Consider the following 18,935-nt stretch of genomic DNA (forward strand, 5'->3'; position numbering starts at 1 on the left):
ATGACAGATTGCATGGAGGGCGTCACACTCAATCCGTCATCGCCATCGCGCGCAGCGCCTGGCGCTCGCGGGCGGAGAGCTTTTCGGTCTCCGACTTGAGCTGGCCGCAGGCGGCGAGGATGTCGCGGCCGCGCGGCGTGCGCACCGGCGAGGAATAGCCGGCGTTGAAGATGTATTCGGAGAATTTCTCGATCTGCTCCCAGTCCGAGCATTCATAGGCGGTGCCCGGCCACGGATTGAACGGGATCAGGTTGATCTTGGCCGGAATGCCCTTCAGCAGCTTCACCAGGAGTTTCGCGTCATCGAGCGAATCGTTGACGCCCTTGAGCATCACATATTCGAAGGTGATGCGCCGCGCGTTCGAGGCGCCGGGATAATCGCGGCAGGCCTGCAACAATTCCTTGATCGGATATTTGCGGTTCAGCGGCACCAGCTCGTTGCGCAGCTCGTCGCGCACCGCATGCAGCGAGATCGCGAGCATCACGCCGATCTCGTCACCGGTGCGCTGGATGTTCGGCACCACGCCAGAGGTCGACAGCGTGATGCGCCGGCGGGAAATGCCGATGCCTTCATTGTCGGCGACGATCAGCAGCGCATCGCGCACCGCGTCGAAATTGTAGAGCGGCTCGCCCATCCCCATCATCACGATGTTGGTGACGCGGCGCGTGCCGTCCTCGCGGTCGGCCCAGTCATTCAGCCGGTCGCGCGCCACCATCACCTGGCCGACGATCTCGCCGGCGGTGAGGTTGCGCACCAGCCGCTGCGTGCCGGTGTGGCAGAACGCGCAGTTCAGCGTGCAGCCGACCTGCGAGGAAACGCACAGCGTGCCGCGATCGGTCTCGGGGATGTAGACGCACTCGACCTCGTGCGGCCGCTCGACCTTGTCGCCGCTCGGCAGCCGCAGCAGCCATTTGCGGGTGCCGTCGTTGGAGATCTGCTCGGCGACCACCTCGGGACGATCGACGGTAAAATGCTTCTCGAGCTCGGCGCGCATGTCCTTCGAGACGTTGGTCATCTCGGCAAAGCTCTTGGCGCCGCGGAAATACATCCAGTTCCAGAGCTGCTGGGTGCGCATCTTGCGCTGGCCGGCCTGCACCCCGATCTCGCCCAGGCGATCGGCGATCTCGGCGCGCGACAGCCCGATCAGCGACGGCTTGGCCGGCGGCACATAGGTCTCGAGCGGAACCTTCTCGACCAGCGCGCTGGCGCCGGAAACGGCATGGGTGGTCACGGTGTCGGTCATGAAACCTCAAATAGGCCTTCCAGCCGGTGCTGGAAAGCCATCAAATACCTCGATTTCAGGCCTTAAGTCGATTTTTAGAGCATGATCTTTCCGGAAAACCGCTTCACACTTTTCCGGATCATGCTCTAGCGCCGGCAGTCCTGCCCGAGCCGGTCGAGCGCCTGCGCCAGGCCCTTCAGCGAGAAGGTGTCTGTCGTCTCGGTGCCCTTGGCCGAGACGGCTTTTACCGTCAGTTCGGCCGATTTGCGCATGGATTCCACCATCCGCTCCTCCTCGGCCGCATTCTTGATCCAGAGGCCGTCGCCCTGCGTGTACATCGCATAGGTCCCGCCGCCGACCTGAAGCGTCGATTCGGAGCCCGGCTTCACCGTGTAGCCGATCATGATCGAGACTTCGTTGACGACCTTCTCCGCCGGACGGGTGGAGATGAAGGCATAGGCCGGATCACGCGGCCGGTTCGCCGGATTGGTCTTCGACGACGACGGCTTGGCGAGCGCAAAGCACACCTTCTTGCCGTTGGGCGATGCTGTGTACGCGCCCCAGGTCCCGAATTGGCCGATCAGCGTCGGCTCCGCGCCGCCGGCCGCAGCCGCGGCAGCCGAAGGCGCCGGCTTGGCTGCTTCCTTGGCCGTATCTTTCTTGGGCGCAGCCTGCGCCGGCGCGAGGGTGATGAACCCGCACAGGATACAAGCAACCAGTGATGTCAGAATTTGCCGCACGGCCAACTGGTTCCCCCATCATTGTGACTGCAAGATGGCCCGGCGATTCCCCTCCGCCGGCTCGGATGGATAACCGGGAAACGCTTTTTTGGGAAGGCAGTTAGCCGAAAGACGAACGCCGCTCACCGTCGGGCGCGTATCGCGACGCGTTATCATTTGGCGCGCGCAGCGCGCTGCTTCTCCCACTGCGCATCGGTCCATTGCAGCAGGTCCTCGGCACCGGAACTGCGCAAGTGCGAGCCGCCATCCTGCACCACCATCTCGCCGTTGATGTAGCCGGCCTGATCCGAGATCAGGAAGGTCGCGAGATTGGCGAGCTCCGAATGCTCGCCGGCGCGGCCGAGCGGATTGCGATGCGCCCAGCTCTCGCCGCGCCCTTCGGGGCGCAACTGTCCGGTCGCGCCTGCGGTCGGGAACGCGCCGGGCGCGATCGCGACGGTGCGGATGCCCTTCGGGCCCCACTCCACCGCCAGGCTCTTGGTCATCGCCAGCACGGCGGTCTTGGCCATCGCGGACGGCACCGTGAACGCGCGGCCGGTGATGGTCGAGGTCGACAGGATCGAGAGCACCACGCCCTTGTGCTTGCCGTCGATCCAGCGGCGGCCGGCGGCGAGCGTGCAGTACATCGTGCCATGCAGTGTCGGCGCGAGGATCGCGTCCGCCGCACGGAACGACAAATGTTCGCTCTGCGCAATAAAGGTTGCGGCAGCATTGTTGACGAGCACGTCGATCGGCGCGTCCTGCCAGACCTGATCCATCATCGCTTCGACCGCCGCGCCGTCGCGGATATCGCATCGCGCGGTCGAGACCTTCGCGCCGAGTTCGCTGCGGAATTTCGCTGCGGTTTCCTCCAGCAGCCCCTCGCGCCGTCCGCAGATGATCAGTTCGGCGCCGAGTTCGGCAAAGCGGCGGCCCATCGCCGCGCCGAGGCCGGAGCCGCCGCCGGTGATCAGGATGCGCTTTTTCGCTAGCAGGCCTTTTTCAAACATAGTTTGATCCCTCCGCACTGTATTGTCGCTCCGCCGCAAATCCGGCATGAAGCTTGTAGTCCAAGATCTTGCAGCTCTTTCTGCGTCCGAAACTCAGGTGTGTCCATGAAAGCCATCCTCTGCTCGCAATACTGTCAACCTGACGATCTCGTGCTGGCTGATGTGCCCGATCCGGTGGCGGCTCCCGGCGAAGCCGTGATCGCGATCAAGGCGGCGGCGCTGAATTTCTTCGACATCCTGATGATCCAGGGCAAGTACCAGATCAAGCCGCCGTTCCCGTTCTCGCCGGCTGCCGAAGTTGCCGGCGTGATCGAAAGCGTCGGCGCCGGCGTCACTGACCTGAAGGTCGGCGATCGCGTCGTCGCGTCCTGCGGCCACAACGGCGCGCGCGACAAGATTGCGCTGCCGGCGAATTCGATCGTGAAGATTCCCGACAATCTCGACTACGACCGCGCCGCCGGCATCATCATCATCTACGGCACCGCGCTGCATGCGCTGGAAGATCGCGCGAGCCCGAAGCCGGGCGAGACGCTCGCGGTGCTGGGGGCCGCCGGTGGCACCGGCCTTGCTGCGTGCGAGCTCGGCAAACTGATGGGGTTGAAGGTGATTGCCTGCGCCTCGTCGAACGAGAAGCTGGCATTCGCCAAGCAACACGGCGCCGAGCTGACGCTGAACTATGCGAAGGAAGATCTCAAAGAGGGCCTGCGCAAGCTGACCGACGGCAAGGGCGCCGACATCGTGTTCGATCCGGTCGGCGGCGCCTATGCCGAAGCCGCGTTGCGCTCGACCGCGTGGGAAGGCCGCTTCCTGGTCATCGGCTTTGCCGCCGGCGAGATTCCGAAGATCCCGCTCAACCTCGCACTGCTGAAGGGCTGCGATATCCGCGGCGTGTTCTGGGGCGCCTGGGCGCGGCAGAATCCGGACAAGAACCGCAAGAACCTCGAGAAGCTCGTGCAGTGGACCGCGGAAGGCAAGATCTCCTCGCATGTCGACCGCACCTTCCCGCTGTCGCAGACATCAGAAGCCCTGAAGGTGCTCGCCGGCCGCAAGGCGATGGGCAAGGTGATCCTGCACCCGGGAAGCTGAGGAAGAGATTGCGTAGCCCGGAAGGAGCGCAGCGAAATCCGGACCGAGCCATCCGCGGTAAGAGCAGCCTGGACTGCGCTGCGCTCCATCCGGGACGACCTAACCTCCCCTTGAAAAGGGGAGGTCGCTTTGCTCGCGAGAGCAAAGCGGGTGGGGATCGGCTCTCTCCGCTTGCAGTATCGCCTGCGGCTGACCCCCATCCCGACCTTCCCCCTTTCAGGGGGAAGGAGAAGACAGATCTCACTCCTCTTCAGGCACCCCGCGCTTCAGCGCGGCGCGAGCGGCATCGCGATGCTCCGGCGTGATGTGGCTTGCCACCATGCGGAGCGCGGTTGCGAGCAACGCGGCGTCATCGGTGAAGCCGAGAATCGGCAACATGTCGGGCACGAAATCGAACGGCAGGATGAAATAGGCGATCGCCCCGAGCAGCGCCGCCTGCACATGGCGCGGCGTCTGCCGATCGAAGGCGCAGTAATAGGCGGCCAACAGGTCCTCCGCGAAGGGCAGGCCCGCCACCACCTTCTTGAACTTGATCCAGAAACGGCGGCGCACGCTTTCAGGGTCCTGCGCCAGCCGATCGGCAGGCCCAAATCCCACACCGTGTTCGCTCGATGTCATCGCAAGGTTCCTCGACGCCGCGCCAGTTCGGCGGCGGACGATGCGAATCTGGGGACATCGGCGGACCCGCGCAAGGTTCCACGCGCCGGGGTCAACTGACCCCAAGCTGCCTTGCGATCGCGTTCATGGCCTTGGCGAGGTCGATGTCGCGCTTGGTCACCCCGCCGACATCGTGGGTCGACAGCACCACCTCGACGGTCTTGTAGACGTTTTTCCACTCAGGGTGATGGTCGCTCTTCTCGGCGACCAGGGCGGCGCGGGCCATGAACCCGAAGGCCTCGTTGAAGTCCTTGAACACGAAAGTCTTGGCGATCGCCTCGCGGCCGGACGCCTCCGACCAGCCGGCCAGTTCCCAAAGGGCGGCCTTCCTCGCCTCCGCTGACAGCCGTTCGACCATGGTAACCCTCCCGTTTGACGCCGACTTTAGCCTAACAACCGGCCTCCGGGATGGGATCCACGCCCAAATTAAGGCCGAAATCGCGTCCTATCGCCGCTGGTAACCATGACGGAGTTGTAACATCTGTCCATTCAGTAATTTGCTACACATAGAGGATGTATGCGCGTTGGTAGTTTTGCGAGATTGAGCCCCGACGATTGTTTGCGAGATCGATGACAGACGGCTCCGCCAGCATGTCGCCCAAGCCGCTGCGTTCGGCAAAGCGGCGGCTGATGTTCGTTTTGATCGCGGGCGCGCTGGCCATCATCGGCACGTTGCTGGCCGGCTATTATTTCGCCGTGCGTCCGGTGACGCTGCGGATCGCGGTCGGTCCTGCCAACAGCGATGACCTCAAGGTCGTGCAGGCTCTGGCGCAGGCCCTCAACAACCAGCAGAACACCCAGGTCAAGCTGAGGCCGGTGCAGACCGAGGGCGCTACCGCCAGCGCCCAGACGCTGGCCGACGGCAAGGCCGATCTCGCCATCATCCGCGGCGATCTCGAAGTGCCGAAGAATGCCCAGGCGGTCGCGACCCTGCGCAAGAATGTCGTGGTGATGTGGGTACCGCCCGCCAAGGGCAAAGTTCGGAAATCCGCGCGGATCACCAAGATCGCACAGCTCGCCGGCCGCAAGATCGGCGTCGTCGGCCGCACCCCGGCCAATGTCAATTTGCTGAAGCTGATCCTGACGCAATACGGCGTCGACCCGATGAAGGTCGAGATCGTTCAATTCCCGGCCAATGAGGCGGCGGAAGCGATCAAAAATCTCAAGGCCGACGCCTATCTCGCCGTCGGCCCGGCCAACAGCAAGATCACGATCGATGCGATCACGGCGTCGGTCCGCGACGGCGGCGAGCCCAGCTTCCTTGCGATCGACGCCTCCGAGGCGATCGCGCAGAACCATCCGGCCTATGAGGCCGCGGAAATCCCCGCCGGCTCGCTCGGCTCCGCCGACCGGCCCGACGATGAGGTGAAGACGATCAGCTTCTCGCATCACATCGTTGCGCGGAAGGGCCTGTCGGACTCGACGGTCGCGGCTTTCACGCGGCAATTGTTCGCGATCCGGCAGTCGCTCAAGACCGATTTCCCGCTCGCCGCCAAGATCGAGACGCCGGACACCGACAAGGATGCCACCATTCCGGTGCATCCGGGCGCCGCCGCCTTCGTCGACGGCGAGGAGAAAACCTTCCTCGACCGCTACAGCGACTACATCTGGTGGAGCCTGATGGCGTTCTCGGCGATGGGCTCAGCCGGCGCGTGGTTCGCCGGCTATCTCAAGCATGACGAGCGCAACACCAACACCTCGCAGCGCGAACGCCTGCTGGAGATGCTGAAGACCGCACGGCAAAGCGATTCGATCGAGGAACTCGACCAGATGCAGGCGGAGGCCGACGACATCCTGCGCCACACGCTGGACTGCTTCGAGCACGGCGCCATCGAGGAAGGCACGCTGACCGCGTTCAACATCGCGCTGGAGCAGCTTCATAACGCCGTCGCCGACCGCAAGGCGCTGCTGTTCAGCATGCCGCAGAATTTGCAACGGGCTGCGACGCAGTTCCGGGCGGCAGGCACGGCGTAGAGGCGCCGCCATTCTCTAACCGCAAACTCCCCTTGCCTCTCCCGCTTGCGGGGGAGGGAGCCTGACAGATGTGCTTCCCTTACGTCCCGCACTCCCGCCGCTGTAATCTCTCCGTCATGGAATTTTTCTAGGTCTTGGCGCGCCTGCGGCGCATTGTCGCTGTGACCTGAGGAGGCTCCCCATGACGATCCGGTTCTCGCGAAATCTCACCCGCCGACGTTTTTTCTCCACGGCGGCTGCGGCCGGCGCCGGCGTGATTGCGATGCCCTATCTGTCGCGCGCCGCCGACCGCCCCGTGATCACCCACGGCGTCCAGTCCGGCGATGTCGGCGTCGACGGCGGCGTGGTGTGGGCGCGTGCGGACCGGCCGGCGCAGATGATGGTCGAGGTCGCGACCACTGAATCGTTCAAGGACGCCCATACGCTGCCGCCGATCACGGCGCTGCCGGAGAGCGACTTCACCGCAAAAATGCTGCTGGAGAACCTGCCCTCCGGCCAGGACATCTTCTATCGCGTCCGCTTCCGCGACCTCGCCCATATCGACATCGTCGGCGAGCCGGTGGTCGGCCGCTTCCGCACCGCGCCGAGCGATCGCCGCGACGTCTCCTTCGTGTGGGGCGGCGACGTTGCCGGCCAGGGCTGGGGCATCAATCCCGACGACGGCGGCATGATCACCTTCGCCGCGATGAAGAAGCACGCTCCGGATTTCCTTCTGCACTCCGGCGACACGATCTACGCCGACGGCGTGATCCCGTCCGAGGTGAAGCTTCCCGACGGCAAGATCTGGAAGAACGTCACGATCCCCGAGAAGGCCAAGGTCGCCGAGACGCTCGACGAATACCGGGCCGCCCACAAGTATAACTTCCTCGACAACAACGTCCGCGCCTTCAATGCCGAGGTGCCGATCTTCGTGCAGTGGGACGATCACGAGGTGACCAACAATTGGTCGCTGTCGAAGCAGCTGCCGGCGGCCTACAAGGAGCGCGACATCACCGTGCTCGCGGCGCGCGCGGCAAAGGCCTTCCACGAGATGTATCCGATGGGCGAGAGCATCGTCGAGCCGGGCCGCGTCTATCGCACGCTGAGCTACGGTCCGCATCTCGACGTCTTCATGCTCGACGAGCGCAGCTATCGCGGCCCCAACGGCCCGAACCTGCAGGAGCAGTACGGCCCCGACGCCTATTTCATCGGCCCGGACCAGATGGCCTGGCTCAAGCGCGCGCTGCTCAACTCGCGCGCCACATGGAAGGTGATCGCCTCCGACATGCCGCTCTCGCTGATCGTCTATGACGATGCGGCCAACAAGAAGGGCTCGGAAGCCTTTGCGCAGGGCGATGGTCCGGCGCGCGGCCGCGAGCTCGAGATCGCCGATATCCTGCGCTTCATCAAGACCGCGGGAATCGTCAACACAGTGTGGCTGACCGCCGACGTGCATTACGCCGCCGCGCACTACTACAACCCGAACAAGGCCCAGTTCCAGGAGTTCGATCCGTTCTGGGAATTCGTCTCCGGCCCGCTGCATGCCGGCACGTTCGGTCCGAACGAGCTCGACAACACCTTCGGCCCCGAGGTGAAGTTCATCAAGGCGCCGGGCGACGGCAACCAGAACCTGCCGCCGTCGGCGGGCATGCAGTTCTTCGGCCACGTCAAGATCGACGGCAAGAGCGGGCAGATGACGGTGAGCCTGCGCGACCGCGTCGACGCCGAGCTGTGGGCGATCACGCTCGACCCGAAGCCGGTCTAGTGTGCTGAATGCGAAGTTCGTGCGATTTCGCGGCAGCCACTTTCACGAACTTCGCATTCATAAAGCACACTAGAATTATAAGTTTGCTAGTGTCCTTATCGAATCCGAAGTTCGCTCCGAAGGTGCGGCAAATGATGCGAACTTCGGATTCGGGACACTAGTTCGGTCACAGCCACGACGGAACCGGACTCTTGGTCTTGACGGCCTTGCCGCCAAGGCGAGGCAACGCGATTGCCGGGGATGGACCTCCCCGGCATCTTCCGGTACCGATGTCAGAGCCGTTATGCTGGGGGCCCGGAGGGGCGGAACATGAGGTGCTGCGAATTCTTTCGCGTGCTCGGTGGTAGCGTTGCGAGGTTTCGGCCTCGCCGCTTTTTGGTCGTCGCGATCGCAGTGTTCGCGCTGCTGCCGATCGAAGTCAGCGATGCCGGCTGGCTGCCCGATCTCTTCAGGAGCTCACCCAAGCATGCCAAGTCGCCGAAGCGCGCGAAGGCGACAAGGGCTGGCAAATTGGCAAGGCACCGCGCTCCGCCCAGGCACCGCGCCACGCGGCTGGCCGCCCTTGGGCCAGTCACCCTGCCGCTTTCAGCTCTCAAGCCGGCCGCTGCCAAATGCGATCCCGCGACGTTCCGGATCGTGCTGGATGTCGGACATACCGCGCAATCGGAAGGCGCGATCAGCGCGCGCAATGTCGCCGAGTTCACCTTCAACCTGCGCCTTGCGAAGCTGATCGAGGAGAGATTGAAAGCCGAAGGCTTTGCCGAAACCAGGCTGCTGCTGACCGAAGGCAAAGCGAGACCGAGCCTCTTCAAGCGGGTCGCCGCCGCCAACAATCTGCACGCGGATCTGCTGATGTCGATCCACCATGACTCCGTGCCCAACAAGATGCTCGAGGACTGGGAGTTCGAGGGCAAGAAAAGCCACTTCAGCGACCGCTTCAGCGGCTACTCCGTGTTCGTCTCCCGGGACAATCCGGACTTCAAGACCAGCCTCCGCTTCGCCGAACTGGTCGCCGGGGAAATGAAGGCCCAGGGCCTGCATTATGCCGAGCAATACAGCCAGGCCATCATGGTCGTTACCAGCACCCGTTGCTGAACAAGGATACCGGCGTCTACAGCAATGATGAACTCATCGTGCTGAGAAAGACCGCGATGCCCGCGATCCTGCTGGAGGCGGGCTCGATCATCAACCGGGACGAGGAACGCGAGATGGATTCGCCCGAGCGCCAAAACCTCATCAGCAGCAGCGTCGCTTCCGCCGTGAAGGAATTCTGCGAGCCGCGATGGGCGCTGCTCGGGCCACCCTGACGGCCGAGCGATCAACTCCTCCTCAGCCCGGCATACCCGACTTGATCTCCTTGAACTTGGCAAGCGCCTGCTCGAACTTGGCGTTGAACAGCCACATCGCATCGAGGATCTCGCGGAAGGTCGCGGATGTTCTTGCCCGGTCGGCCCGGCCGAACGCGAAGACGCTGTTGTTGCGCAGATATCGCATGATCCTGGGATCGGAAATTCTGTAGCCGACGAGGTTGCCCGATTTGAGCGCTGCCCTGGTCGGCGTGGGAATGATCTGGATCAGCTCAAAAACCTTCATCTGATCGATCGGGTCCGGCAGCGCTTTCTGGATCGCCGCGACCTGCGGGAAAAGTTCGGCGTGTGCGTTCATGAGGCCGTCCCGCACGGCGGTCCAGTGATTGAACCTGTGATCGAGGTTGCCGACCCGCGCCTCTTCCCGGTCGTCGCGACGGCTCAGCGCAGGATCGAGCGTCGCGATCGACCCCTTGATGGCGGCCCATTTCCTTCGGCCGTCGCGATCCTCGGACGGGCCGGTCTGCAGGCTTCCTTTATAGGTGTTCGATCGTGCATTGCCCGCATTCTGCTTGCCGTTCGTCTCGGCAAAGAAGAGGCCGAGGCTGATACGGCCCGCGACGGCGGCGTCGGCGGCGTCAAGACCCTTGGCCCGCGCGATCACCGTCGCCAGATCGACCACGTCCTTGAATGGCGTATCGGATGTTTGCGCACCGGCGGGCGGGGCCTCCATGACGTCGAAGAGCTTCCTGTACTCATCGAGCAGCGGCTCATTGTCGGCGTTGAAGTAGGCCGGGGGATTCCGAATCTGTTGGGTCTTCCAATCCTGGACGGAAGCGCATCGGTGAGGTCCTTGTAGGCGCTCATCATCTCGACACGGGCCAGATAGATCGCCTGGCCCGGCAAGTCGGGCAGCGGCTGATTGGCATCGATCTGCGCGCGGCGTTGGCGCAGGATCGACTCGAAGCCCTTCAGGGCTTTGTCATGGGTCTCAAGCGCGGCCGATTGCTCGCTCGAGAGTGCGGCCGGCGTAGCGAGAGCTGGCGACACGAAGCGACCGACGACGGCCGAGCCGAACGGCGGCGCTAGCAGCAGCCCGAGAGCGAGCGCGGCTGCGGGCGCGGCAAATATCCTAATCACCATGACGCTTTCCCGAAGCGCTTGCGTCACCGAATCCGACAGGCTGGATGGTAGACGACGAACGCGCCGACGGCGAGGCCGAAGCCGGCAATGCGTCAACGTCCGTTTCGCAGCGCCGCCTCCAGCGCCTCGCTCGAGCACGGCTTGGTCAGCCGCGGCTTGTCGGCGAGCGACGCCGGCAGCCGGATGTCCGCGCCATAACCCGTGACGAACGCGAAGGGCACCTTCAGCGCATCCAGCCGCTCGGCGATCGCGAACGTCATCTCGCCCCTGACGAGGCCGACGTCGAGCAGCGCGAAATCCGGCGCGCGTTCGGCGATCAGCTCGAGCGCCCGGGCGACGTTCGTGGCGGTGCGCACCGTCCGGGCGCCGAAGCCGAGGATGGTGTCCTCGAAATAGAGCGAGATGATCGGATCGTCCTCAACCACGAGGACGTCACCGGGCATGCCGGCATTGGGGGTGAAGTCCATGGCGTGCCAGTTTCCGTTTTTAAAGCATGGATGAAAGACCGGATCAGTCCGGCCGGATTGGCCCGCGACCGGCGCCTGAAAGCACGCCGGCTGTTCCCGAGGTGAAACCCATCACATCGCGGGCTGCCGCGTCTGTTCACTAGTGAACATAAATCCGGGAACTTTCCGATTATGGTCCGCGTTGGGTTCTCAGGATTTCCAATGATCACGAAACGGACCGAGTTGGCCGGGACGAGTGACCGGCCGTTCAACAATCTTTTGCGCCGGCTGAACGCCGCCGATTACGAACTGATCGCGCCGCACCTTGCCTTGGTCGAGGCCGCGGCCGGCGATCTGCTCTACAATCCCGGCGACGACGTCCAGACCGTGCATTTTCCATGCGGGCCAAGCCTTGCGTCCTACATGGTGCCCAATGAGGACGGCCGCGATGTCGAGACCATCCTGGTCGGTCGCGAGGGCGCGGTCGGCGGCATCGTCAGCCAGGGCTTCCTGCCGGCCTACACCCGCATCACCGTCAAGTTCGGCGGCCCGTTCGCGCGGCTGCCGGTCAGCAAGCTCGACGCCGCCAAGCTGACGTCGATCTCCGTGCGCAACATCTTCGCGCGCTATGCCGATTGCATGCTGGCGCAGATCTTTCAGTCGACCGCCTGCAATGCGATCCATTCGATCGAGCAGCGCGCGGCGAAATGGATCATCTCGGCGATGGAGCGCACCAATGGCAACGGCATGGTGCCACTCACGCATGAACAGCTCTCGACTTTGCTCGGCGTCGGCCGCAGCTACACCAGCCGCGTAATCCAGAACTTCAAGGCGGAAGGCGTGCTGGAGACGCGCCGCGGCGCGATCGTGATCCGCGACGCGGACAAGCTGCGGCAGCGCTCCTGCCTGTGCAACGACGCCGTCAAGGATCATTTCGAGGAAGTGCTGCGCGGCGTGTATCCAAGCGAGGATAACCCGCAGAACTAGGGTGTGTACTCATTATTCGTCGCATCCGCCATGCTTCCGGAAGCCCACGCTGAACCCGACATCGCCGTAGCGGTTCGTCCTATCGCCCCAAGCCCGCGCGCTTAATGAGCGCTTAACGCTTTTGCGCAACAGATAGGATCACCAGCGCGGAATTAGTCCTAGTTATGAGTGCGAGCCGAGCTCCCGAGGAGGGGAATCGGATGGGACTGCTTGTTGTCGGAGCGCTGGCAGGAATCCTGGTCGGCTTTGGCTGGTTTGCGCCTTCCCGAGGGTATTTCCTTGGGTGTGGGTCAAGACCCTGTTTCGACAGGGTTGCAGTCGCCCGACCCACAGAGCCAATGCCGGCGGCGTTAGCGCCAGCGCCTGCGATCGTCAAATCGAATTCTGCAACCCCGGCAAAATCCGGCAGGAGATCATCATCGAAGAAACACGGACCGCCCGACCTCGCCAAGGCGGCGTCCCCGCGGACGAGGATCAACGTCCCGACACCCGAACACGCCGCGGACACAGCAGATCCTGTCCTCACCAAAGCGAAGGTCACGATTGCAGCGCAGATAGAGGATCCGGGATCGGCCGAATTCAGCGACATGAAGCGCGCCATGCGAAAGAACACGTTCGGACGCGCCGTGGATACGATTTGCGGGCGCGTGAAAGCAAGAAGTGCGTCGGACGGAGAGACTGGAGGGAGGCCGTTTCTGTATCTTGTGAAGGAGGATGAAGCGTATGTCGTCGACGGCAAGTCGGGGTCGGCGGCGTCAACGGCGTATCGAAATATTCTGCAAATAGGGGATGCGTCGACCGCGCAACGGCGCGCGTCCAAATGATTTGATCGGAAAGAATTTCCACCGAGGCGCCAGGCTATCCCGCAATGGATGCGATCCTGATGTCGGGGCTGCGCGTGATGATGCATTCAGGATGAATGCCGCAACGGTAAATGCGCAATACGGATCGATGGGACTGTCGCAGAAATTCTTTTCATTCCGAGGAAATCATGGACGACATAACCTCAAAACGGCTCAATGGAGCGCTTCACGTACCGGTTCTGGTGATCATCGAGCCGCACCTGTTGCCCCGCACATGTATTCTTAACGTCCTCAGGCGGGAATTGGCCGACTTCGAGATCCTCGACATGGCAACAGTCCGAGGCCTGGACTGCATGTCAACCCGCGACGTTCGTCTGGTGCTGCTGAGCATCGCGGACAAGCCCATCGGCGATCCCTCGGTCGAGGACGATCTCGCCTTCGTGGCCGAGCACTGTCCCAATGCCGCCGTCGCAATCCTGTCAAACCATGACGACGAGCCGACCGCGCAAGCCGCGATGCAGCGGGGTGTTCGCGGCTTTCTTCCCACCTCGCTGCCAATCGAGGTCGTCATCGCCGGCCTGCGCCTTGTTCTTGTCGGCGGCGTCTACAGGCCGTTGCCGGTCGCCGAGATGAACAGGATGCCGGGTTTCGATCCGCCGGACGCGCGCGGGCTTGCGTCCGCATATCTGATGAACGAGGCAGCCAGGGCGGCAATCGACAGGAGCGGTCTCACGCCTCGAGAGCAGCACGTTCTCGCGGAATTGGAGCTCGGCCTGCCCAACAAGCTGATCGCAGCCAAATTGAAACTCTCGGAAAGCACCGTCAAAATGCACATTCAGCATATCATGAGGAAATGTGCCGCTCACAATCGCACGGAAGCGGTCCTCCGCTGGCGCGGCCGGTCGCTCGCGCAGAATCGCGATCACGACCCGGGCACAGCCCCAATGCCGGAGACCTCGTCACCCTGATCGGGATCAATCCTCTCTGAATGCACCGCGGAAGCTGTCGAGCAGGGGCCTGAGCGCGTAAAGTGCGACGGTACCGCGCCCCGTGGTGATGAACACTTGAACCGGCATACCGGGGACGATCTGGAAGTCGTTTGCGGCGATCTGCGCGTCGTCGATCCGGATCTTGGTCGCGTAGTATGGCTGGTCGGTACGCTTGTCGAGTAGCCGGTCTGCCGATACGTGCACGACGATTCCCTTCAGGCGCGGTACGCGACGCTGATTGTACGGCACGAGATGCACCTCGGCATTGAGGCCGGGATGAACCACATCAATGTCCTCCGGCCTCAGGCGGGCGGTCACGATGAGGCGGTCTTGCCGGGGCACCAGCTCCATGAGCGGAGCACCCGCCCCGATGACGCCGCCCGCTGTATGAATCCGCAAGTCGGTTATCACGCCGTCCTCAGGCGCCTTCACCTCCGTTCGCGATAGCTGATCCCTGGCCGCAAGCAACCGCTCGCGGAGCTGGAACATCTGGTTCTGTGCTTCACGAAGCGACTGTGCGATCTCGCTCTGCCTATCGCTCTCGAGCTTGAACAATGTGGCCTGCTGCTCGCTGATGACCTGCCCGGCGCGAGAAATCTGCGCGGTGATCTCGCCGCGGCGACCCTCAACGTCGGCCAGTTCACGTTGCAGGTTCAGAAGCCGCGGCCGCCGTTCGAGTCCCTTGTTCACGAGCGTCGTGACCATATCCAGTTCTTCCCGGACGATGTCGACCCGCTGCCCGGTGGCGTTCTGCTGAGCCTTGAGACCTTCGATCTCCCTCTCGACTTGAAGCCTCCGTTCGCGAACGACCGCAAGCTGCGACTCATGAACCTGCCGGCGCGCCAGAAAAATGAACTGCTGCGCCGATACCGCGGCGGCGGCCACCCCATTTCGCTTGCTGTCCTGCTCCAGCGCGCTCGGGATTGCGATGCTCTCGAAGTTCTGCTGCTCGGCCTGAAGCCGTGCGGCACGAGCAATTGCATCCCACAACTGGCCTTGAAGGCTTTGCACCTCCGAACCGGGCCGTGTGTCGTCCAGCGCGATCAGCGTCTGTCCGCTTCGCACGATATCGCCGTCCGCAACCAGGATCTTCCTGACGATCCCGCCTTCCAGGTGCTGAATCGTCTTGCGGCTCGATTCCGATTCCACGACGCCGGAAGCGATCGCGGCGCTCTCGAGAGGCGCGAGGCACGCCCATGTGCCAAGCCCCAGCATGAAGCAGAGCACCAGCAGGTTGCCCGCCAGGGTGATACCGCGAAGCCGTCTACGCGGGGAGATGGGTGTCGGGGTCGCACACCATGGATATTCGAGGGGCTCGAAATCGTCGATCGCGGTAACCACGACTCCGAGTTGTCCGGCGAGCGGGGGGCTTGCCGGCGTTCGCACGAGCTGGTCCCAGATCGTGGGTAGCCTCGATATCGTGGGAAGCTTCCAGATGGTGAGAGGATTGCGGATCATGGCGCAATCCGCGATGTAACCTGGGGTCGGTTCAGGTGCCGCTCGAAGATTTCCTCGCTGTCGCCGAAAGCGACGACCGCCCCCTCTTCCATAATGGCAATCTTGTCTGTGGCTGCGAGGAGACCCATACGATGAGTGACGACGACCAGGATGACACCGGCGAGCTTCATGCGCTCGATAGCGTCCAGCAGCATTCGCTCGCCCCCGTAATCGAGACTGGCATTCGGTTCGTCGAGAACGATCAGGCGTGGACCGCCGAAAAAGGCCCGGGCAAGACCGAGGCGCTGCCGATATCCGCGCGAGAAGGATTTTTCACGGTGAATCACCGTGTCGTACCCGTGCGGCAGGCGCATGATCGCCTCATGAATTCCGACCAGCTTGGCCGCTTCCACGACCTTCCGCCGATCGGCATCATCAAGCCGTGCGATGATATCGCTTATCGTATCGCCGAGCAGGTCGATGTCCTGGGGGAGATAACCGAGACGGTGACCGCTTAGGCCCTCGCGAAGCAGCGAGACGTCGGTATTGTCGAGCAGGACACAGCCATGAGTTGGCGTCGACAGCCCGGCAATCACCCGGCCAAGCAGGGACTTGCCTGACCCGGACGCACCGATAATGCCAAGGCATTCTCCGCTCGCGAGCGTGAACGAGACACCGTTCAGCAGAAGGTGATTGGTCCCCGATAGCCTCACGCCGACGTTGTCGACAACGAGACCGCTCGACGCTTGCCGCTGCGAGACCTCCGGATCCTGCTGTCCGGCGGCGGGGGACGCGGCGAGAACCGCGCCGAGCCGCTGACAGGCACTCACGGCCGTCCTGAGTGACTTCCAGCCTGCGATCGCACTTTCGACCGGCGCGAGCGCGCGGCTGAACATCAGTGTCGAAGCAAAAATGATCGCCGGACTCTTTCCGTGCTCGAGGACAAGCCACGCGGCAGCCCCCATTATCAACACCTGCGACAGCGCGCGGACCGGCTTGGTGACCAGCATCACGATCTCGCTTCGCCGGACTGCCACATCGTGCTCTCTGCGTGCCTGCTGCGCGTCATGATAGATCGCGCGCGCAGCGCTATCGAGCATTCCCATGGCGCGGATCATATGGATGTTGCCTGCGGCGGCCTGGAGGCGGCCGTAGCTTCTGGACAGCGCGGCGCCGGATCTGAGCAGAACGTCCTCGGTAACCAGATCTCCGGCAACCGTGAGAGCGAAGAGGAAAGCCACACAGCAGGCGCCTACCACGCCAAGCAGGGGATGGATGAGAAAGAGGACCAGGAGGAACAGGGGCGCCCAGAGTGCGTCGAACAGCATCGGACATGCGCCGGAATCGATGAACTGGCGCAGCGCGGTGAGATCCCGATATGCGTCCGACGCCCGCGTCCAATCGCTGCGAAACGCGGATTCGAGGCTGGCCGAAAGCACGCAAGGACGGAGCCGATCGTCGAGCCAGGCGCCAAGGCGACCCAGGACAGCGCGCCGCAAGGCATCGAACACGCCGCCGACCACGACCGTGATCGCGACAATGAGCGTGAGCAGGAGCAGCGTGTCGCCGCTCCGGCTCGACAACACCCTGTCGTAGATCTGAAGAAGGTAGATGGAGGGCGCAAACAAAAGCAGGTTGTAGCTGCAGCTATACGCGAATACGAGACCAAGCGGTCCCGCACAGGACCAAAGGGCCGCGTGCAGTGGCGTCGAGATCTGCGGCAGGACAGGCAACCGAATGGGCGGCATCAGCATGATCGTCACCGCCTGAAATCGAAGTCCGGCGCACTTGCCCGACGGCCAACGCGATCTGCCAAGAAGGGCATCGGCTTGAACTGCGGGACCGGCAGCAAAGGCCGCCGGTCCCGCCGCGGTCGGACGAGCGATGGTCAGAATGTATCGAGGTGGAAGCTCACTTCTCCACCCAGCGCGGCGTTGCCGTCTCCGCCATTGCCGCCGATGCCAGCCAGGACATCCTGGTGCTGGTCCACCGCGAGCTTGTTGATCTGAGTGGCATCCGTATTGGCATATACCTTGGAGGTATCGTGGCCGCTGTAGGATTTCTGGCTTCCGTTCGACTCTGGCGCTTCCGCCATGGGCCTTCGCAAACACCGAGGCCGTCGCGTTTGCGCCGCCAGCGTCCCGAATCTGCCGTCTGAGTGACGTGGTCGCCGGTGTTCACATGCACATCGGCGCCTTCTGCCTTGTTGGTTGGATCGAAGTTGACGGTCGACTTGCTGATGATAGCTCCCTTGAAGGTACCGTCGCCGCCATTTCCGACACTTTGACCACCGGTGTTGATCGATTTGAATTCGATCGAATCCGAGATGCTGATCGCCTTGGGCAACATTTGAGCCTCCGTCCTTGTGTTGGCTGTCGTGCATCATCCATCCCGATCAGGCGGACGCGCACGGGCGAGTCTGATCCGGCAATGTGCGCTGCCGATAGATGTCAAATCGGACACCATCCGGGTTGGTCGACCTACGTACGAAAGTATGACATTCGTCGCGCAACATCGGAGCTCGAAACATCGGGAGGCGCCCCTGCGCGAGATTTGCATGCGCAGGGAGTCCTGCTACCTTGCGACCGGCCTGCGCGAGCGGTGCGATGTTTCGCTATGCCAACAGGTGAAGATCGGACAGAAGATGGGCGGAAAGATCGCCACCCAGCGCGAGATTGCCGTAGCCGCCGTCCCCACCAAGTCCGGCAATCTGGACCGCGCTCTGGTCGATGTGCACGTTGTTGACCTGATCGGCCACGGCCGTCGAATGGGGCCCCGCGACTGCGATATTGATGGGTGCATAGATCGCGACGCCGACATCGATCAGGCTGCCGGCAAAATAGCCGTTGCCGCCGTTGCCTGCGCCGTTCGAGCCGGTCGCAATCGTGTCGGAGCCGCCCCACAAGCCGTGGGAAAGAAGGCTTGCATGGCCGCCCGTCGCGGCGTTGCCATTGCCGCCATGCCCGCCCATGGCGGCGATCTGAAGTACGGATTGATCCACGCCGGCGTCATTCGTCTGGACTGAATGAACGTTGGAGCCATAGCCCGCGACCGCGATGTTGATCGGGTCGTACACCAAGATCGAGGAATGCACGAGAACTCCCGTAGAACGCGCCGTCGCCGCCATTGCCGGCCTAGACTCCCGCCCGTTTGAACGTCCCAGACGCTTCCTCCGTTGCTTGATCCCCAACTGGGGTCGAGCGTGATGATGCTGCCGCCGAAGGACACGTTGCCATTTCCGCCACTTCCGCCGACGCCCGCGATCTGCGTGGCCGATTGATCGATGTCGACTGTGTTCGATTGACTTGCATAGGCCGTGCCGCCTGAGCTCGCCACCGCAATATTGATCGGATGATAGATCACCACGGGAGCGTCCACCAACGCACCCGAGAAATAGCCGCTGCCGCCGTT

The 18,935-nt window shown here is 63.2% G+C and carries 18 protein-coding genes and 1 pseudogene; 8 read left to right on the forward strand and 11 right to left on the reverse strand.

The features are described 5' to 3' along the window. Positions 1–28: 28 nt before the first annotated feature. The 3 genes from rlmN to ACSKB9_RS23645 form a co-directional block, all read right to left on the reverse strand. Positions 29–1,243, reverse strand: a complete 1,215-nt coding sequence (gene rlmN, locus ACSKB9_RS23635) for a 23S rRNA (adenine(2503)-C(2))-methyltransferase RlmN (protein WP_057021293.1) — start codon at positions 1,241–1,243, stop codon at positions 29–31. A gap of 125 nt (positions 1,244–1,368) precedes the next feature. After that, the gene (locus tag ACSKB9_RS23640; RefSeq protein ID WP_050383624.1) at positions 1,369–1,962 is read right to left on the reverse strand and encodes an invasion associated locus B family protein; all 594 of its coding nucleotides are present in this window, start codon (positions 1,960–1,962) and stop codon (positions 1,369–1,371) included. Between the two features lie 152 nt (positions 1,963–2,114). Further along, positions 2,115–2,951 carry an SDR family oxidoreductase gene (locus ACSKB9_RS23645; RefSeq protein ID WP_438076116.1) on the reverse strand — a complete coding sequence of 279 codons (837 nt, stop codon included), beginning with the start codon at positions 2,949–2,951 and terminating at the stop codon, positions 2,115–2,117. 105 nt (positions 2,952–3,056) lie between these two features. On the opposite strand from ACSKB9_RS23645, the gene ACSKB9_RS23650 reads away from it, so the two are divergent. Next, positions 3,057–4,037, forward strand: a complete 981-nt coding sequence (locus tag ACSKB9_RS23650; RefSeq protein ID WP_438076118.1) for an NADPH:quinone oxidoreductase family protein — start codon at positions 3,057–3,059, stop codon at positions 4,035–4,037. Positions 4,038–4,277: 240 nt separating this feature from the next. Here ACSKB9_RS23650 and ACSKB9_RS23655 read toward each other — a convergent pair whose 3' ends face one another. Both ACSKB9_RS23655 and ACSKB9_RS23660 read right to left on the reverse strand, forming a co-directional pair. Beyond that, positions 4,278–4,655, reverse strand: a complete 378-nt coding sequence (locus ACSKB9_RS23655) for a YkvA family protein (RefSeq protein ID WP_438076120.1) — start codon at positions 4,653–4,655, stop codon at positions 4,278–4,280. A gap of 91 nt (positions 4,656–4,746) precedes the next feature. Further along, on the reverse strand, positions 4,747–5,052 hold the full coding sequence (locus ACSKB9_RS23660; RefSeq protein WP_092087879.1) for a 4a-hydroxytetrahydrobiopterin dehydratase: 306 nt from the start codon (positions 5,050–5,052) through the stop codon (positions 4,747–4,749). Between the two features lie 212 nt (positions 5,053–5,264). Between ACSKB9_RS23660 and ACSKB9_RS23665 the strand changes: the two genes are divergently transcribed. From ACSKB9_RS23665 to ACSKB9_RS23680, 4 genes are all read left to right on the forward strand, one after another. Then, positions 5,265–6,668, forward strand: a complete 1,404-nt coding sequence (locus ACSKB9_RS23665; protein ID WP_438076122.1) for a TAXI family TRAP transporter solute-binding subunit — start codon at positions 5,265–5,267, stop codon at positions 6,666–6,668. 181 nt (positions 6,669–6,849) lie between these two features. Continuing rightward, positions 6,850–8,412: an alkaline phosphatase D family protein gene (locus tag ACSKB9_RS23670; protein WP_438076124.1), complete on the forward strand. Its 1,563-nt coding sequence runs from the start codon at positions 6,850–6,852 to the stop codon at positions 8,410–8,412. 309 nt (positions 8,413–8,721) lie between these two features. Further along, positions 8,722–9,507 (forward strand): N-acetylmuramoyl-L-alanine amidase family protein, encoded by a 786-nt coding sequence (locus ACSKB9_RS23675; protein ID WP_438076126.1) that lies wholly within the window; start codon positions 8,722–8,724, stop codon positions 9,505–9,507. Further along, positions 9,501–9,719 (forward strand): N-acetylmuramoyl-L-alanine amidase, encoded by a 219-nt coding sequence (locus ACSKB9_RS23680; protein WP_438076128.1) that lies wholly within the window; start codon positions 9,501–9,503, stop codon positions 9,717–9,719. The genes ACSKB9_RS23675 and ACSKB9_RS23680 overlap by 7 nt, the downstream gene beginning before the upstream one ends. A 22-nt stretch (positions 9,720–9,741) precedes the next feature. Here the strand turns inward: ACSKB9_RS23680 and ACSKB9_RS23685 are convergent. After that, positions 9,742–10,862, reverse strand: a pseudogene (locus tag ACSKB9_RS23685) (hypothetical protein). A gap of 92 nt (positions 10,863–10,954) precedes the next feature. Next, positions 10,955–11,329: a response regulator gene (locus ACSKB9_RS23690; RefSeq protein ID WP_438076130.1), complete on the reverse strand. Its 375-nt coding sequence runs from the start codon at positions 11,327–11,329 to the stop codon at positions 10,955–10,957. 201 nt (positions 11,330–11,530) lie between these two features. On the opposite strand from ACSKB9_RS23690, the gene ACSKB9_RS23695 reads away from it, so the two are divergent. The 3 genes from ACSKB9_RS23695 (at position 11,531) to ACSKB9_RS23705 (ending at position 14,066) form a co-directional block, all read left to right on the forward strand. Then, positions 11,531–12,295: a Crp/Fnr family transcriptional regulator gene (locus ACSKB9_RS23695; RefSeq protein ID WP_057021301.1), complete on the forward strand. Its 765-nt coding sequence runs from the start codon at positions 11,531–11,533 to the stop codon at positions 12,293–12,295. A 200-nt stretch (positions 12,296–12,495) separates the two neighbouring features. Beyond that, a complete protein-coding gene (locus ACSKB9_RS23700) occupies positions 12,496–13,119 on the forward strand; it encodes a hypothetical protein (protein ID WP_438076132.1) in 624 nt (207 codons plus the stop codon). A gap of 167 nt (positions 13,120–13,286) precedes the next feature. Next, positions 13,287–14,066 (forward strand): LuxR C-terminal-related transcriptional regulator, encoded by a 780-nt coding sequence (locus ACSKB9_RS23705; protein WP_438076134.1) that lies wholly within the window; start codon positions 13,287–13,289, stop codon positions 14,064–14,066. A 6-nt stretch (positions 14,067–14,072) separates the two neighbouring features. Here ACSKB9_RS23705 and ACSKB9_RS23710 read toward each other — a convergent pair whose 3' ends face one another. The 4 genes from ACSKB9_RS23710 to ACSKB9_RS23725 all read right to left on the reverse strand — a co-directional run bounded on the left by ACSKB9_RS23710 (position 14,073) and on the right by ACSKB9_RS23725 (position 18,618). Next, entirely contained in the window at positions 14,073–15,545 is a 1,473-nt protein-coding gene (locus ACSKB9_RS23710) for an HlyD family type I secretion periplasmic adaptor subunit (RefSeq protein ID WP_438076136.1), read from the reverse strand. Continuing rightward, positions 15,542–17,278: a type I secretion system permease/ATPase gene (locus ACSKB9_RS23715; protein WP_438080364.1), complete on the reverse strand. Its 1,737-nt coding sequence runs from the start codon at positions 17,276–17,278 to the stop codon at positions 15,542–15,544. The genes ACSKB9_RS23710 and ACSKB9_RS23715 overlap by 4 nt, the downstream gene beginning before the upstream one ends. Before the next feature lie 134 nt (positions 17,279–17,412). After that, positions 17,413–17,619 carry a hypothetical protein gene (locus ACSKB9_RS23720; protein ID WP_438076138.1) on the reverse strand — a complete coding sequence of 69 codons (207 nt, stop codon included), beginning with the start codon at positions 17,617–17,619 and terminating at the stop codon, positions 17,413–17,415. A gap of 519 nt (positions 17,620–18,138) precedes the next feature. Continuing rightward, complete coding sequence (locus tag ACSKB9_RS23725; protein WP_438076140.1) at positions 18,139–18,618, reverse strand: hypothetical protein; 480 nt, start codon at positions 18,616–18,618, stop codon at positions 18,139–18,141. Positions 18,619–18,935 lie beyond the last annotated feature (317 nt).

Origin of the sequence: Bradyrhizobium sp. BR 1433 (assembly GCF_051547665.1) — a bacterium.
Taxonomy (GTDB): domain Bacteria; phylum Pseudomonadota; class Alphaproteobacteria; order Rhizobiales; family Xanthobacteraceae; genus Bradyrhizobium; species Bradyrhizobium australafricanum.

Coding starts and splice junctions, on each gene's coding strand:
- ACSKB9_RS23720 (WP_438076138.1), bottom strand. CDS start 17,619: ATGGCGGAAGCGCCAGAGTCGAACGGAAGCCAGAAATCCTACAGCGGC.
- ACSKB9_RS23645 (WP_438076116.1), bottom strand. CDS start 2,951: ATGTTTGAAAAAGGCCTGCTAGCGAAAAAGCGCATCCTGATCACCGGC.
- rlmN (WP_057021293.1), bottom strand. CDS start 1,243: ATGACCGACACCGTGACCACCCATGCCGTTTCCGGCGCCAGCGCGCTG.
- ACSKB9_RS23690 (WP_438076130.1), bottom strand. CDS start 11,329: ATGGACTTCACCCCCAATGCCGGCATGCCCGGTGACGTCCTCGTGGTT.
- ACSKB9_RS23670 (WP_438076124.1), top strand. CDS start 6,850: ATGACGATCCGGTTCTCGCGAAATCTCACCCGCCGACGTTTTTTCTCC.
- ACSKB9_RS23695 (WP_057021301.1), top strand. CDS start 11,531: ATGATCACGAAACGGACCGAGTTGGCCGGGACGAGTGACCGGCCGTTC.
- ACSKB9_RS23705 (WP_438076134.1), top strand. CDS start 13,287: ATGGACGACATAACCTCAAAACGGCTCAATGGAGCGCTTCACGTACCG.
- ACSKB9_RS23715 (WP_438080364.1), bottom strand. CDS start 17,278: ATGCTGATGCCGCCCATTCGGTTGCCTGTCCTGCCGCAGATCTCGACG.
- ACSKB9_RS23675 (WP_438076126.1), top strand. CDS start 8,722: ATGAGGTGCTGCGAATTCTTTCGCGTGCTCGGTGGTAGCGTTGCGAGG.
- ACSKB9_RS23710 (WP_438076136.1), bottom strand. CDS start 15,545: ATGATCCGCAATCCTCTCACCATCTGGAAGCTTCCCACGATATCGAGG.
- ACSKB9_RS23660 (WP_092087879.1), bottom strand. CDS start 5,052: ATGGTCGAACGGCTGTCAGCGGAGGCGAGGAAGGCCGCCCTTTGGGAA.
- ACSKB9_RS23655 (WP_438076120.1), bottom strand. CDS start 4,655: ATGACATCGAGCGAACACGGTGTGGGATTTGGGCCTGCCGATCGGCTG.
- ACSKB9_RS23650 (WP_438076118.1), top strand. CDS start 3,057: ATGAAAGCCATCCTCTGCTCGCAATACTGTCAACCTGACGATCTCGTG.
- ACSKB9_RS23700 (WP_438076132.1), top strand. CDS start 12,496: ATGGGACTGCTTGTTGTCGGAGCGCTGGCAGGAATCCTGGTCGGCTTT.
- ACSKB9_RS23665 (WP_438076122.1), top strand. CDS start 5,265: ATGACAGACGGCTCCGCCAGCATGTCGCCCAAGCCGCTGCGTTCGGCA.